This is a genomic window from Aeromonas hydrophila subsp. hydrophila ATCC 7966 (assembly GCF_000014805.1).
Lineage (GTDB): Bacteria > Pseudomonadota > Gammaproteobacteria > Enterobacterales > Aeromonadaceae > Aeromonas > Aeromonas hydrophila.
On sequence record NC_008570.1, the window covers coordinates 1197953 to 1212745 of the forward strand.

Below are 14793 nucleotides of genomic sequence, written 5' to 3' on the forward strand. Positions count from 1 at the left end.
ATGGATGAGTCGCTGGCCCGCTTTGTGGCCCTCTATCAGCAGCTAAGCAGAGACGAGCTGCACCGTTTGCCCGAGGTCTACGCAAACGAGGTGGTCTTTACCGATCCTGCTCACCGCATCGAGGGGCTGGCGGCGCTCAGCGACTATTTTGCCGTCCTCTATCAGCGCCTGGCCTACTGCCGCTTCGTCATCACCAGCCAGCTGCTGCAGGGGCGCCAGGCCTGGCTCGGCTGGACCATGACCTTCTCCCATCCCAGATTGCGCGGCGGTGCGCCGGTGACGGTGGAGGGGGCCACCCGCCTCGAGTTCGACGAGGCGGGCAAGGTGTGCCTGCACCGCGACTACTTCGATCTGGGCGCCATGCTCTACGAACAGTTGCCGCTGATAGGCCCCCTAGTGCGCACCATCAAGGGGAGGCTGGGCGCATGAGCGGCGGCCGGGTGCTGATCACCGGTGCCACCTCCGGCATCGGCTTTCAGCTGGCGCTCGATTATCGGCGCGCCGGCTGGCAGGTGTGGGGTTGCGGACGCGATGGCGAGCGGCTGTTGGCACTGGGTCGCCACGGCATCACGCCGCTGCAGTTTGACGGGCGCGATGCCAGCGCCGTGAGCGAGGCAGCCGCCAGCTTGCCGCGGGTCGATCTGGTGATCCTCAATGCCGGCAACTGCGAGTATATGGATGTCGCCGAGGGGTTTGACGGCGCCCTGTTTGCCCGGATCATCGAGACCAACCTGGTTGCCACCGGTCATGCGCTGGCCGCCTTTTTGCCGCTGCTCGGGGCAGGCGGGCGCCTTGCCATCGTCAGCTCGTCGGTGAGCTGGTTGCCGCTGCCCAGGGCCGAAGCCTATGGCGCCTCCAAGGCGGCCCTCGATTATCTGGCGGATACCTTGCGCCTCGATTTGGCCGGCAAAGGGATCGGCGTGACCCTGATCCGCCCCGGCTTTGTCCAGACCCCGCTCACCGCCAAAAATGATTTTCCCATGCCCTGTCTGGTGACGGTGGAAGAGGCCTCCCGCGCCATCATGGCGGGGCTCACCGCCGGTCGTCACCAGATCCACTTTCCCCGTCGCTTCATCTGGCTGCTGCGCCTGCTCGGTGCGCTGCCGACGGGGCTCTGGCTGCGCCTTGGCCGCACACTCGTTTCGAAAGGACGCCCTTCATGAAGAAAAGGATCGCCATCATTGGCTCCGGTATTTCAGGTCTGACCGCCGGTTTTCTGCTCCACAAGCTGCACGACATCACCCTGTTCGAGGCGGCGCCGACCCTGGGTGGCCACACCGCCACCGTCGACGTTCACCAGGCGGGGCGCAGCTATGCCATCGACACCGGTTTCATCGTTTTCAACGACCGCACCTACCCCAACTTCCTGAGGCTGCTCGAGCGGATCGGGGTGGCGCGACAGCCGGCCGAGATGAGCTTCTCGGTGAAAAGCCCGCAGGGGCTGGAGTACAACGGCCACAACCTGGATACCCTGTTTGCCCAGCGCAGCAACCTGCTGAGTCCCCGTTTCTACGGCTTCGTTGCCGAGATCCTGCGCTTCAACCGGGAGGCACGGGCCTGGCTGGCCGATGGGCAGCATCAGGGGGTCGGCCCCGAGCTGACCCTGGGGGATTTTCTGCAGGTGGGGGAGTTCAGCAACTACTTCGCCCGCCACTACATCCTGCCGATGGGGGCGGCGATCTGGTCATCGACGCTGGCCGATATGCGCGCCTTTCCGCTGGGCTTCTTCCTGCGCTTTTTTGCCAACCACGGGCTGCTGGATGTGGCCAATCGCCCCCAGTGGTACGTGATCCCGGGTGGCTCGCGGGAATATATCGGCCCGCTGACGGCCGGCTGGCAGGCTCACATTCGCCTCGCCTGTCCGGTGCAGGGGATCCGGCGCCAGGCGGACGGGGTACTGATCCAGAGCAGCTACGGCGAGGAGCGGTTTGACGAGGTCATTCTCGCCTGTCACAGCGATCAGGCGCTGGCATTGCTGGCGGATCCGGGCGAGCGGGAGCAGGCCATTCTGGGCGCCATGCCCTATCAGGCCAACGACATCTGGCTGCACACCGATGTGCGCTGCCTGCCGGTGCGCCGCAAGGCGTGGGCCAGCTGGAACTATCAGCTGGGCGAGGATGACGGGGCGCGGCCGCTGGTGAGCTACAACATGAACATACTGCAGGGGGTTAGCTCGCCGCAGCCCTTCTGCGTCAGCCTCAATCCCCTGGGCAAGGTAGACGAGAGCAAGGTGCTGCGCCGCTTCGTCTACCACCATCCGGTGTTCAATCAGGCCTCCATCGCCGCCCAGCAGCGGCGGGCCGAGATCTGCGGCCAGCAGCACACCCACTTCTGCGGCGCCTACTGGTACAACGGTTTTCACGAAGACGGGGTGCGCAGTGCGCTGGACGTGGCCAGACGGTTCGGGGCAGAGCTATGAAGGGTGCAGTTCTGGCAGGCCAGGAGGCGAGTACCGAGGCCATAACCGGCACCCTCAGCGCCATCTGGCAGGGGTCGGTGCGCCACCGCCGCTTCGCCCCGCGCGCCCATGCCTTCTCCTACAACCTCTTCATGCTGGGGCTGGATCTCGACGAGCTGCCACAACTCGATCGCGGGCGCTGGTTCGGGGTGGAGCGGGCAGGGCTGCTCTCGTTTCGTCGTGACGACTACCTGCGCGGCAGCGAGGGGCCGCTCAAGCAGGCGGTGTGGCAGAAGGTGAGCGAACTGGGTGGCGATGCCGAACCCGAGGGGCGGGTGCTGCTGCTTGGCAACGTGCGCTGTCTGGGCTTCTACTTCAGCCCGGTCAACTTCTACTTCTGCTACCGGCAAGGAGAGGCGCGCTATCTGCTGGCGGAGGTGTCGAACACCCCCTGGAACGAGTGCCACTACTACCTGCTGGATCTGGCGGCGCTGGCGCCCCACGACAAGGATTTTCACGTATCCCCCTTCATGGGGTTGGCGATACGCTACCACTGGCGCATTCGTCCACCCGCGCAGGAGACACTGATCCACATCGAGAGTCATCCCGTATCCGGGGAGGCCAAGTTGTTTGACGCCACCCTGGCGCTGCGCCGGGCGCCGCTGTCGCGCAAGGGGCTGGTGGCCCTGCTGGCCCGCTGGCCCTGGATGACCATGAAGGTGCTGCTCGGGATCTACTGGCAGGCACTGCGTCTTTTTATCAAACGAACTCCCATTTTTAGCCATCCGGAGAGCCGCTAATGGAACTTGTGCAATCAACCCTCTCTGCCTCTTTCATCGACAAGGGGGCCAGGCAACTGCTGCTCAATCTGCTGGGGCGCCTCGAACATGGCCAGCTGCTGCTGCGGGATGGTGCTGAGCGCCACAGTTTTGGCGTGGCGGGCACCGATCTGCACGCTGAGCTGGTGGTGCAGGATCCGGCCTTCTACCGCCGCCTGCTGCTGGGGGGCAGCATCGCCGCCGGGGAGACCTGGGTGGAGGGGCTCTGGACCAGCCCGGATCCGGTGGCACTGGTGCGCTTGCTAGCCCGCAACCTGGCGCTGATCGACTCCCTTGAGCGGCGTTTGGGCTGGCTCAGCTTCCCGTTCAACAAGGTGCGTCATTGGCTCAATCGCAATACCCTGACCGGCTCGCGCTCCAACATCGCCGCCCACTACGATCTCGGCAATACCCTCTATCAGGGTTTTCTCGACAGCCATATGCAGTACTCGAGTGCCATCTATCCCCATTCCGAAGCCAGCCTGGAAGAGGGGCAACAGGCCAAGCTGCGTACCATCTGCGAGCGGCTGGAACTCGGCCCCGATGATCATCTGCTGGAGATCGGCACCGGTTGGGGCGGCCTCGCCGTCTATGCGGCCCGTCACTATGGCTGCCGGGTGACCACCACCACCATCTCCCGGGCCCAGCACGATTACGCCAAGGAGTGGATTGCGCGGGAGGGGCTGGGGGATCGCATCACCTTGCTGCTGGAGGACTACCGCAAGCTGGAGGGGACGTATGACAAGCTGGTCTCCATCGAGATGATCGAAGCCGTGGGGCACGCCTTCCTGCCCGATTATTTCCGCCAGCTGTCGCGGCTGCTCAAACCCGGTGGTCGCCTGCTCATTCAGGCCATTACCATTGCCGATCAGCGCCATGCCCAGTATCTGCGCGGGGTTGATTTCATCCAGCGCTACATCTTCCCCGGCGGCTGCTTGCCGAGCGTCTCCCAGATGGCGGGGCTGCTGGCGCGCGAGACCGACATGCAGCTGGTACGGCTGCACGATCACGGTCACCACTATGCCCGCACGCTGACCCACTGGTGCGAGCGCTTCCTGGCGCTGGCGCCCGAGCTGCCAGCCCTCGGCTACAGCCAGGACTTCATTCGGTTATGGCACTTCTATTTCGCCTACTGCGAGGGGGGCTTCTGGGAGCGCACCATCAGCCTGGTGCAGCTGGAGGCGGCCAAGCCGGGCCCACTCGGCTGGAGTGGGGATCTGCCCGTCGGCGGTCGCTGATCATGTGGCAGTGGGCCCATCTGCTGGGGTTCAACCTCTACTGGTTGCTGGCGGTGAAGTGGCAGCAGCCGGGCCCGCTGCTGGCACTGCTGCTGCTTCATTTTCTCTTCTCCCCCCACCGCTGGCACGACTGGCGGCTCATCCCGGTCGCCCTTGCCGGCAGCCTGCTCGATGCCTTGCTCTGGCAACTCGGGCTGTTTTATTTCAACACCGGTTTTCCACTCTGGCTGGTGCTGCTCTGGTGCGGTTTTGCCCTGACCCTCTGCCACGGCCTGCGCTGGCTGCGGCCCTTGCCACGCTGGCAGCAGGGGCTGTTCGGCATGGTTGGGGGGGCCTCCTCCTATGTGGCGGGAGCTGCCATGGGGGCAGTACACTTACCTTGGGGCATCGGGATCAGTGCGGCACTGCTGGCGGTGATCTGGATGTGGTGGTTACCCGTACTCCTGTGGGTAACGGTCAAGCTGGAGGGTGAAGCGAGATGAACACCTTTTCGACCGACACCTTGTTGTTTTCCAAATGGACCAAAGAGAGCCGGCACGAGCTGACCGAGCGTTTCTATCTGGTGGTGGCCTGTCAGCGCGACGCGCAGGGGCAGCTGCAGCAGGTGGTGATGCAGGACATCAACACGCTGCTGGAACAGGAGATGGACTGGCATGAACTCGAAGATCCTGCCCATTGGCACATGGGGTGGAATTAGCCTGCTGCTGGCAGGCTTGAGCCTACCGCTGACCCCTTTCGCCCAGACCGGGCAAGCCCTGGTTACTCCCTGGCAGCAGCTGCAGCCGGTCGGGCGCGGCGAGATGAGCTGGCTCTGGTTCAAGCTCTATGACGCCACCCTTTACAGCGAGAACGGCCGCTATCGGCCGGGTCACTATCCTCAGGCGCTCAGCCTCACCTACGCCAGAGCCATTGAACGGGACGATCTGTTGAGCGCCACCGCCGCCGAGTGGCAGCGACTGGGGCTTGGCAGCGAGCCGCAGCGTCAGGGCTGGCTTGGTCAGCTCGCCGCGCTCTGGCCCGATGTCCAGGTGGGTGACCGGCTTACCTTCTATGTGGACAGGGGCGGCGCGGGCCATTTCTGGTGGCGAGACAAGCCGCTCGGCACCCTCGCCGATCCGCAATTTTCGGCGGCCTTTCTTGCCATCTGGCTGGCACAAGGGAGCCGCGATCCGGCGCTTACCCGCCGCCTGCGAGGAGAGCGCTGATGCAAAAGGGATTCATGAAATACATCCACGCCTGTCGCTACCTGCTGTTGTTGCCGCTGCTGTTGCTGGCTGGTTGCGGCAGCAGTCTGGAGGAGTATCGCGGTCAGGGTCCCGAGTGGGATCTCGCTCGCTTCTTCAATGGCAAGCTGACGGCGCACGGTCTGGTGACCGATCGCAGCGGTGAGGTGACCAGCCGTTTTCGGGTGGAGATGCGCGGGCACTGGCAGGGGGACAAGGGGGAGCTGTTCGAGCAGTTCTATTTTGACGACGGGCGCCAGCAGACCCGCACCTGGTTTTTGAGCAAGGGAGCGGATGGTCACTGGCGCGGCACGGCGGCCGACGTGGTGGGGGAGGCGGTAGGCAAGACGGCAGGCTTTGCCCTCAACTGGCGCTATCAGCTCGATCTGGCGCTCCTTGACGGCAGCGTGGTGCGGGTGAGTTTCGATGACTGGATGTATCTGCTGGATGAAAATCGCCTGCTCAACCGGGCTGCCATCAGCAAGTTCGGCATCCAGCTGGGGGAGGTGCTCCTCTACATCGAGCGGCAGCCTGAATGAGCCGCCTCGTCCGGCCGACAACAGGGATGATAGCCGTACTCTATCAATCAGTTAGATCTTAACTATTACCTTTTGAGTCTGATGAGTTCTAAGATGACCCGGTCGTCAAATCTGGAGGTGAAACATGAAGAGTCCGATTGGTCTTGATACCGTTCAATCACAAGCGCTGGCCGCCGAGCTGAACAAGTTGCTGGCCAGCTACCAGATCCTTTACATGAACGTTCGCGGCTTCCACTGGAACATCCGCGGCAACCAGTTTTTCGAGCTGCACCTGAAGTTCGAAGAGATTTACAACGACCTGCTGCTGAAGGTCGACGCTCTGGCCGAGCGCATCCTGACGCTGGATGGCGTGCCGCTGCACAGCTTCAGCGACTACCTGAAAGTTTCCGCCATTCCCGAGCAGAAGGGGCTGCACGACGGTCGTGCCTGCGTCGAATCCCTGCTGGAAAGTTTCCGCGAACTGCTGGTGGCCCAGCGCCGCATCCTGGGGCAGGCCGCCGATGCCGGTGATGAAGGGACTGCGTCCATTCTCTCCGACTATGTGCAGCAGCAGGAGAAACTGGTCTGGATGCTGCGAGCTTATTTAGCCTGATAGCCAGCCTAGCCGGACGCTGCGAAGTATGCTGGCCTGATAGCCAATCATGCCGGACGCTGCGAAGCATGCCGGCTTGATGAAGTGAAGGGCTGGATCTGCCTGACCAGAGGCCAGCCCAGCCCGTTCCATTATCGTGTTCTGTTGCAAACCTGAGTTGTCTCTCCTTTTATCCACCCGCTTGCCGCCCTGTTTGGGCGGCTTTTTTGTTTTTGATCTGCATCAATGAAAATTGAATTGGCAAATTGAATGCCTATTAAGTTTTGAGCCGTAGGAATAGAATCGCCACAAAACAAACAACTGAAATGTCCAATTAGGAGAGGCATGATGTTTTGTGTGCAATGTGAACAGACAATTCGTACCCCGGCAGGCAACGGCTGCGCCTATGCACAAGGTATGTGCGGCAAGACGGCTGAAACCTCGGATCTGCAGGATGTGCTGATCTATACCCTGCAAGGGCTCAGCGCCTGGGCGCTGGCCGCCCGCGAGCACGGCATCGTCGACAGCGAGATCGACGCCTTCGTGCCCAAGGCCTTCTTTGCCACCCTCACCAACGTCAACTTTGACTCCGCCCGCATCGTGGCGTATGTCAACCAGGCGCTGACCTATCGTCAGCAACTGGCCGCCAAGCTGGCACCGCTGGCGGTGCAGGCCGACACACTGCCCGCTGCCGCCCGTTTCGAGCCGGGTGCCGATCTGCTGGCACAGCTGGCCCAGGCGCCGCAGACCGCAGTCAACCGTGGCAAGAACGAAGTCAACGAAGACATCATGGGGCTGCGCCTGCTCTGCCTCTACGGCCTCAAGGGCGCCGCTGCCTACATGGAACACGCCCGGGTGCTGGATCAGCAGGATGCCGGGGTAGCCGCCGAATTCCATCGCATCATGAGCTGGCTCGGTACGGATCCGAGCGATCTGGATCCGCTGTTCAAGTGCGCCATGGACATTGGCCTGCTGAACTTCAAGATCATGGAGATGCTGGACCTCGGTGAAACCACCGCCTTCGGCCACCCTGAGCCGACCCAGGTTCGCGTCACTCCGGTTCCGGGCAAGTGCATCCTGGTCTCCGGTCACGACATGGTGGATCTCAAGCTCATCCTGGAGCAGACCAAGGGCACCGGCATCAATATCTACACCCATGGCGAGATGCTGCCGGCGCTGGCCTACCCCTTCTTCAAGCAGTATCCGCACCTGGTGGGCAACTACGGCTCCGCCTGGCAGAACCAGCAGAAGGAGTTTGCCAACTTCCCGGGCGCCGTGGTGATGACCTCCAACTGCATCATCGACCCGAACGTGGGCAACTACTCGGATCGCATCTTCACCCGCTCCATCGTCGGCTGGCCGGGCGTGACCCACCTGGAAGGGGAAGATTTCTCCGCCGTGATCGCCAAGGCGCAAGCGTTGGAAGGCTTCAAGCACGTTGAGCTGGAGCACTTCATCACCATCGGCTTTGCCCGCAACGCCCTGATGCAGGCTGCCCCGGCGGTGATCGACAAGGTCAAGGCCGGTGAAATCAGCCACTTCTTCCTGGTCGGTGGCTGTGATGGCGACCGTGCCGAGCGCGCCTACTACACCGAGTTTGCCAAGGCGATCCCGCAGGACAGCCTGCTGCTGACCCTGGGTTGCGGCAAGTACAAGTTCAACAAGCTCGACTTCGGCGACATCGGTGGTATTCCCCGTCTGCTGGACGTGGGTCAGTGCAACGATGCCTACTCCGCCATCCAGCTGGCGCTGGCGCTCTCCGAGGCGTTCGAGTGCGGTGTCAACGATCTGCCGCTGACCCTGGTGCTCTCCTGGTTCGAGCAAAAGGCCATCGTGATCCTGCTCACCCTGCTGGCGCTGGGCGTGAAAGACATCCGTACCGGCCCGACCGCCCCGGCCTTCCTCACCCCGGCTCTGCTCAAGGTGCTGGAGGAGCAATTTGGCCTGAAAGGAACCACCACGGCCGAAGCCGATCTCGCCGAGATCCTGGCGGCCTGAGCGGCGCCACATCCGCCTTACACGCTCAGCATGTTGTAAGCCTTTGGCGAGCCTGATGGCTCGCCTTTTTTTAACGACCCCTTTCCAACATTTTTCAGCAAGAGGAGCCTTGCGATGACCTCCACCTCTCTCACCCTCAGGTGCATCGGCCGCCGGGCGGATACCCACGATGTAGCGAGCTGGCAGTTCGTGCCGCAGACGGGCAGCCTGCCTGCCGTGCTGGCGGGCCAGTGCGTGACGCTGCACACCGAGATTGACGGCCAGCCCCACTGCCGTGCCTATACCCTCTCCTCCAGCCCGCAGGATGCCTGCTGGCAGGTCACCATCAAGGATGTCGGACTGGTCTCCCACCATCTGCACCAGACACTGCAAGTGGGGGACGAGATCCGGGTAGATGGCCCCTTCGGCGACTTCAACTTGACGGCCTTGCCCTGCGAGCGGCCGCTGCTCTTGAGCGCCGGATCCGGCATCACCCCCATGTGGGCCATGCTGCGGGACGAGCTGGCCAAACGGCCGGACGCCGACATTCGCTTCATTCACAGCGCCCGCTCGCCGGAGGATGTGATCTTCGCAGACGACCTGGCTGCGCTGGCCGCTGCTCATTCCGGCGTGCGCCACGCGTTAGTGCTGGAGCAAGTACGGGAAGAGGCGCCGATGGCTTATCCCTGGGTTGGCCGGCTCACGCCGGAGATGCTGAGGGAACTGGCGCCAGACCTGCTCGCGCGCCACGTCTATCTGTGCGGGCCAGCCCCCTATATGACTGCAGTCTGCACCATGCTGGCGGAGCTGGGCCTGCCGGCAGCGCAGTTGCACCAGGAGTCGTTCGGTCTGCCTGCTGGAGTATCGAGTTCGGCGCCAGTTGAGGCCGGCAGCGACCACTTCTGGCTGACCCTCAAAAAGAGCGGCAAGAAGGTGAAGATCCTGCCAGGTCAAACCCTGCTGGCGGCGCTGGAGGGGGCGGGGGAAACCATGATGGCGGCCTGCCGCGCCGGGGTGTGCGGGGCCTGTCGCTGTACCACGGAAGGTGAAATCGAGCGCCAGAGCGTGATGACCCTGAGTGCACAGGATCTCGAGCGCGGGGTGGCACTGGCCTGTTCCTGCACCGCCAGCGGGGATGTCAGCGTCGACTATTGAGGGCGTCATTGGCATCCCGCTCTTTTCCTGAGAAGGCTGGGCGGGTAGACTCTGCCCCCAGTTTCAGTCGAACACGGGATAAATAATGACAATTCTGGTCACAGGGGGCGCCGGCTATATCGGCTCCCATACCCTGGTTGAACTCTTGAACGTCGGGCAGCAGGTCGTGGTGCTGGACAACCTCTCCAACTCCTCCCCCGAATCGCTCAAACGGGTCGAGCGGATCACCGGCAAGCCGGTCATCTTCGTGGAAGGGGATGTGCTGGACCGGGTCTGCCTGCAACAGCTGTTTGCCGCCCACCAGATCGAGTCGGTGATCCATTTCGCCGGGCTCAAGGCAGTCGGCGAGTCGAGCCAGATCCCGCTCACCTACTACCAGAACAACATCACCGGCACTCTGGTGCTGTGCGAAGAGATGGCCAACGCTGGCGTGTTCCGGCTGGTCTTCAGCTCCTCGGCCACCGTTTACGGCGATCCGGCCTCGGTACCGCTGCGGGAAGATTTCCCCACCAGCGCCACCAACCCTTATGGCCGCTCCAAGCTGATGGTCGAAGAGATCCTGCGCGATCTCGCCAAGTCCGATCCGCGCTGGGCCATCGTGCTGTTGCGCTACTTCAACCCGGTCGGTGCCCACGAGAGCGGCCTGATTGGCGAAGATCCCAACGGCATTCCCAACAACCTGCTGCCCTATATCAGTCAGGTCGGTGTGGGCAAGCTCAAGGAGCTGGGGGTGTTTGGCAACGACTACCCGACGCCGGATGGTACTGGGGTACGCGATTACATCCACGTGGTGGATCTCGCCATCGGTCACCTCAAAGCGCTGGCACGCATCGCGTCGGATACCGGCGTCTTTACCTACAACCTGGGCACCGGTCAGGGCTATTCGGTGCTGGAGATGATCAAGGCATTTGAAGCGGCCAGCGGTCGCACCATTCCCTACCAGATCAAGCCCCGTCGCCCCGGTGACATCGCCGAGTGCTGGGCCGAACCGCACAAGGCCCGTGCCGAGCTGGGCTGGCAGGCCGAGCGCGGTCTGGAGCGGATGATGATCGATACCTGGCGCTGGCAAAGCCAGAACCCGAACGGTTATGGCCCTGCTGCGAAGCCGTGATCAAGGGTCATGCGCTGCTCGGGAACCTCATTTATTCATATAAATTCGGGTCCCTGCGCAGCTCTTCGCCTTGCTGACCGCTTCTCGCGACGGCCAATCAGGCCTGATGGTTTGCAGCATGAATAGCAAAACGCCCCGGCATGCCGGGGCGTTTTTTTATGTGCCGGAACGGGATTACTGAATGCTCTTGCCGGCGCGCACATCCTTGATGAAGCCTTTCAGGCTGGCCAGATCACGGGGGGCACCGCGCAGGATCTGATCGCCGATGATGAAGGCCGGTGTGCCCGAGATGCTCATGGCTTCGGCCAGCGCCCGGTTGGTGCCGAGATTCTGATCGATGCTGCCATCCTTGATCTTGGCTTCAACCTTGCTCCAGTTGACGCCGGCTGCTTCTGCCAGCTGCTTCACCTGTGCCTCGTCGGCCAGCGGGCCCTGATGGGCGTAGAGCTTCTCGTGGAAGGCCTGGTACTTGTCGGGCTGACCCAGCTGTACCGCCAGGGCAGCGCGGGCGGCGAAGTAGGAGGTTTCGCTCAGGATAGGGAACTGCTTGTAGATGTAGCGAATGTCCTTGTCTTCTGCCAGCAGCTGCTTGATCAGTGGGTGGGCGCGTTTGCAGTAGCCGCAGTTGTAGTCGAAGAATTCGACCACGGTCAGGCTGCCCTTGGGGTTGCCGCTCTCCGGATCCTGGTTGCTATAAAGCTGCTTGGCGTGTGCCTTGATCAAGGTCTTGTCGCTCTCGGCCTGCTGGCTTTCCTGCTTGGCACGCAGGGCGTTGGACATCTCGACCAGGATTTCCGGGTTTTTGACCAGATAGTCGCGCACTATCTGTTCCACGTCGCTCTTGGTCAGTTCGCTCGCCTGAACCGGCGCCGCAAGCAGGGTGGCACCCGTCAGGGCGCAAAGCAGGGCATGTTTGATTTTCATAAGTCCATCTTGCTGGGGATTTCGTGATGCTGACTATAGTGGGTGAGTCTGTTTTCAAGTCAAGTTATCTGGTTGAAAAAGCGCTGGTTATGCTCAAATTGGCGGCTTTGTGCGTCATTTAGCCCAATAAATCGGCAAACGAGCGGCGAGGGGATTTACAAGGGCGATCGCCATGGGTAATATTCGCCGCACTGTCGCGGAGGGGTGGCAGAGCGGCTGAATGCACCGGTCTTGAAAACCGGCGATGGGCGACCATCCGTGGGTTCAAATCCCACCTCCTCCGCCATTTATTCAGCCAGAAAGGCCATCCGAAAGGATGGCCTTTTTGCTATTCAAATCCTCGCTTTCATTCTGACTGTGGTCGGGCAAGCCATCTTTATCACGTATATTCCGACGCTTGGCTAAGGCTCGCTGTTTTCCCGCCTGTTTTGCTCAGTGTTCATAGTCAGCCCATCACCGGACAACCAAGTGCATTGAGCATCTCCTTCGGCCCTGATCTTCGCACAGGTCGGTGGCTATCTCGTCTCGCTGGCTCCTCAGCCACAACTGAGCACCTTCTGTTGCGTGATGCAGGAAGGAGCTGAGGGTTGTTGACCACCGGTGAGGGAGAGAGCCATGGCAAATGTTGCAATGCTTAACATCCGTAGGGGTCACGACTGGTTGCTGATGGAACGCTTGAGGTTTTCTGTAGCATTTCATTACAAAAATTACGGTTTGATAGCATAAAGTGTGGGAGAGTTCTGATTTTCCTATATGCCGGAGTGTGTCATCTGTTGACGCTTGTTAACATTCAGCATGTTTCCATGTTTGGCTAGCCAACCTTGTGCACAATTCCCATACCCCAGAGATGAATACCCTGCACGCGCTGGACCTCATCGCCCAGTTCGAGACGGCCGCTGACGAGCGCACCATAGTGACCCTGCTGCGCGAGCTGAGCGGTCGCATGGGATTCGACTATTTTCGCCTGGCCCTGATCTTTCCCAGTACCATCCAGCGCCCGGACGTCATCATCTTCAACGGCTGTCCGCAGGCCTGGGTGGATACCTACACCAGCAGCGGCTTCTTTGCCATCGACCCCATCGTCAAATGCGCCATGACCAAGAGCACCCCCATTCTGTGGGCCGATGTGGTGAACGATGAGGAGCGTTGTGATGAGCAGGGCCGGGAGATGATGCAGCTGGCCAACGAGTATGGCATTTGTGACGGCATCACCCTGCCCTGGCACGGTGCCAACGGTCATGTCGGCCTGCTCTCCTTTATTACCAGTACGCCTCGCACCCAACAGCAATGGCTCTCTGCAGTGCCTTTTATCAGCTGGCTCTCCATGCATATTTTCGAGGCGGTGGCCCGGGTCTGTCTGGCGGGCCTGTCACCGCACGATGCGCTGAGTTTGCGGGAGCTGGAGGTGTGTCGCTGGGCGGCGGAAGGCAAGCAGGTGAGCGATATTGCCCAGATCCTGGGGATCACTCCCCGTACCGTGACGTTTCATCTGAACAATGTGGTCAGCAAGCTGGGTGCTAGCAGCAAGAGCCAGGCCATTTCATGGGCATTGAAGCAGGGGATGGTCAGGTTGAATGTGGAGATGGCGTTAGTTGCCAATGTGGATGAAAAGCAGTGATTATGTTTGTTACAAGCAACTTGTTGCGTAGGTAGCAAGATGTTCCACTGTGAGTGCAAGAACTAATGGTGCAATAGTCTGCTGGTTGCAACTTTTTGCGCCATGTATCCGGCAGGACGGCTTGCCTGTTTATTAAGTCTTTGAAAAAGAACTATAAAAAAGAGTGGCATGGTCGCTGCTAACTGGTTCGGTCGAGTGTCATTACCGTTCAACCAATCAGGAGCATACCCATGCCAACTCCATGTTATATCAGCATCGAAGGTAAAACCCAGGGCAACATCACTGCCGGTGCCTTCACTTCCGATTCCGTCGGCAACATCTTCGTACAAGGTCACGAAGACGAGATGCTGGTGCAAGAGTTCCAACACGTCGTCACCGTACCGACCGATCCGCAATCTGGTCAGCCTGCTGGTCAGCGTGTCCACAAGCCGTTCAAGTTCACCGTTGCGCTGAACAAGGCTGTGCCGCTGATGTACAACTCGCTGGCGTCCGGCGAAATGCTGCCGAAAGTGACCCTGAAGTGGTACCGCACCTCCGTCGAGGGCAAGCAGGAGCACTTCTTCTCTACCGTGCTGACCGATGCCACCATCGTCGATATCGACTGCCAGATGCCGCACTGCCAGGATCCGGCGAAGTCTGACTTCACCCAACTGATCCAGGTTTCTCTGGCCTATCGCAAGATCAACTGGGAGCACACCGTTGCCGGTACTTCCGGTGCAGATGACTGGCGCGCGCCGATCGAGGCCTAACGCTCGATCTCTTATTGCCGTTATTCCTTGTAGTGCACCCCATGGCCTGACGATGGCAGTGCCAGCCGTCGTCAGGCCCGTGCAAGCTTTCTCCGACCTGTTCAGCTGGATGAGGTCGGAGCTTTTGTGTTTTGCCATATGGCTGCGAGGCGACCTTATTGCAAAGCACAACAGAGGCCAGTCGTCATGTGTTCCACCATTGCATCGTCCGGTAATGTGTTCATCGATCAGGATGGGGTTTTCCCATCTCCAGTGATTTCAGTCCGGTCTGAGCGTTCCCTCGATGGCAAATTGGCGTCCCGGCAGGACGAGCCGCTGGCCCCTTACGATAAATTCGACAATCCCCTCCGTCCGCACAGCACCTCTGGTCGCCAGTGTACTTTGCGGTGTGGCGGTCAACCCATCACCATGACTGGTACCGCCGTCGGCGGCGTGGTAATTGGTTCAGGCAGCGGACAGGCAGGTTAAGGAG

The 14793-nt window shown here is 61.1% G+C and carries 17 protein-coding genes and 1 tRNA gene; 17 read left to right on the forward strand and 1 reads right to left on the reverse strand.

The genetic code is table 11. The features are described 5' to 3' along the window. The 13 genes from AHA_RS05555 to galE all read left to right on the forward strand — a co-directional run bounded on the left by AHA_RS05555 (nt 1) and on the right by galE (nt 11030). Nucleotides 1-429, forward strand: a complete 429-nt coding sequence (locus AHA_RS05555) for a nuclear transport factor 2 family protein (RefSeq protein WP_011705029.1) — start codon at nt 1-3, stop codon at nt 427-429. Beyond that, nucleotides 426-1163: an SDR family NAD(P)-dependent oxidoreductase gene (locus AHA_RS05560; RefSeq protein ID WP_011705030.1), complete on the forward strand. Its 738-nt coding sequence runs from the start codon at nt 426-428 to the stop codon at nt 1161-1163. Before AHA_RS05555 ends, AHA_RS05560 begins: the two co-directional genes overlap by 4 nt. Then, nucleotides 1160-2419: an NAD(P)/FAD-dependent oxidoreductase gene (locus AHA_RS05565; RefSeq protein WP_011705031.1), complete on the forward strand. Its 1260-nt coding sequence runs from the start codon at nt 1160-1162 to the stop codon at nt 2417-2419. The genes AHA_RS05560 and AHA_RS05565 overlap by 4 nt, the downstream gene beginning before the upstream one ends. Next, on the forward strand, nt 2416-3198 hold the full coding sequence (locus AHA_RS05570) for a DUF1365 domain-containing protein (RefSeq protein WP_011705032.1): 783 nt from the start codon (nt 2416-2418) through the stop codon (nt 3196-3198). The genes AHA_RS05565 and AHA_RS05570 overlap by 4 nt, the downstream gene beginning before the upstream one ends. Then, nucleotides 3198-4454, forward strand: a complete 1257-nt coding sequence (locus AHA_RS05575; RefSeq protein WP_011705033.1) for an SAM-dependent methyltransferase — start codon at nt 3198-3200, stop codon at nt 4452-4454. Before AHA_RS05570 ends, AHA_RS05575 begins: the two co-directional genes overlap by 1 nt. A 2-nt stretch (nt 4455-4456) precedes the next feature. Further along, nucleotides 4457-4936, forward strand: coding sequence for a DUF2878 domain-containing protein (locus tag AHA_RS05580; RefSeq protein WP_077392330.1), 480 nt, complete (start codon nt 4457-4459; stop codon nt 4934-4936). Next, complete coding sequence (locus AHA_RS05585) at nt 4933-5151, forward strand: TIGR02450 family Trp-rich protein (protein WP_011705034.1); 219 nt, start codon at nt 4933-4935, stop codon at nt 5149-5151. The genes AHA_RS05580 and AHA_RS05585 overlap by 4 nt, the downstream gene beginning before the upstream one ends. 16 nt (nt 5152-5167) lie before the next feature. Further along, a complete protein-coding gene (locus AHA_RS05590; RefSeq protein WP_011705035.1) occupies nt 5168-5659 on the forward strand; it encodes a chalcone isomerase family protein in 492 nt (163 codons plus the stop codon). Continuing rightward, the gene (locus AHA_RS05595) at nt 5659-6216 is read left to right on the forward strand and encodes a DUF3833 domain-containing protein (protein ID WP_011705036.1); all 558 of its coding nucleotides are present in this window, start codon (nt 5659-5661) and stop codon (nt 6214-6216) included. Before AHA_RS05590 ends, AHA_RS05595 begins: the two co-directional genes overlap by 1 nt. 124 nt (nt 6217-6340) lie before the next feature. Continuing rightward, nucleotides 6341-6808, forward strand: a complete 468-nt coding sequence (locus tag AHA_RS05600; RefSeq protein ID WP_011705037.1) for a Dps family protein — start codon at nt 6341-6343, stop codon at nt 6806-6808. A gap of 327 nt (nt 6809-7135) precedes the next feature. Further along, complete coding sequence (hcp, locus tag AHA_RS05605) at nt 7136-8785, forward strand: hydroxylamine reductase (protein WP_011705038.1); 1650 nt, start codon at nt 7136-7138, stop codon at nt 8783-8785. 114 nt (nt 8786-8899) lie between these two features. After that, nucleotides 8900-9919, forward strand: coding sequence for a hybrid-cluster NAD(P)-dependent oxidoreductase (locus tag AHA_RS05610; protein ID WP_011705039.1), 1020 nt, complete (start codon nt 8900-8902; stop codon nt 9917-9919). Between the two features lie 85 nt (nt 9920-10004). Then, nucleotides 10005-11030 (forward strand): UDP-glucose 4-epimerase GalE, encoded by a 1026-nt coding sequence (gene galE / locus AHA_RS05615; RefSeq protein WP_011705040.1) that lies wholly within the window; start codon nt 10005-10007, stop codon nt 11028-11030. Nucleotides 11031-11204: 174 nt separating this feature from the next. Here galE and AHA_RS05620 read toward each other — a convergent pair whose 3' ends face one another. Beyond that, complete coding sequence (locus tag AHA_RS05620) at nt 11205-11954, reverse strand: DsbA family protein (RefSeq protein ID WP_011705041.1); 750 nt, start codon at nt 11952-11954, stop codon at nt 11205-11207. A gap of 198 nt (nt 11955-12152) precedes the next feature. On the opposite strand from AHA_RS05620, the gene AHA_RS05625 reads away from it, so the two are divergent. The 4 genes from AHA_RS05625 (at nt 12153) to AHA_RS21830 (ending at nt 14789) form a co-directional block, all read left to right on the forward strand. Beyond that, nucleotides 12153-12240, forward strand: a tRNA-Ser gene (locus tag AHA_RS05625). 561 nt (nt 12241-12801) lie between these two features. Then, nucleotides 12802-13572: a LuxR family transcriptional regulator gene (locus AHA_RS05630; RefSeq protein WP_164927566.1), complete on the forward strand. Its 771-nt coding sequence runs from the start codon at nt 12802-12804 to the stop codon at nt 13570-13572. A gap of 230 nt (nt 13573-13802) precedes the next feature. Next, the gene (gene hcp1, locus AHA_RS05635) at nt 13803-14321 is read left to right on the forward strand and encodes a type VI secretion system effector Hcp1 (RefSeq protein WP_011705044.1); all 519 of its coding nucleotides are present in this window, start codon (nt 13803-13805) and stop codon (nt 14319-14321) included. Between the two features lie 186 nt (nt 14322-14507). Beyond that, on the forward strand, nt 14508-14789 hold the full coding sequence (locus AHA_RS21830) for a hypothetical protein (RefSeq protein WP_077392329.1): 282 nt from the start codon (nt 14508-14510) through the stop codon (nt 14787-14789). The last annotated feature ends 4 nt before the right edge of the window (nt 14790-14793 follow it).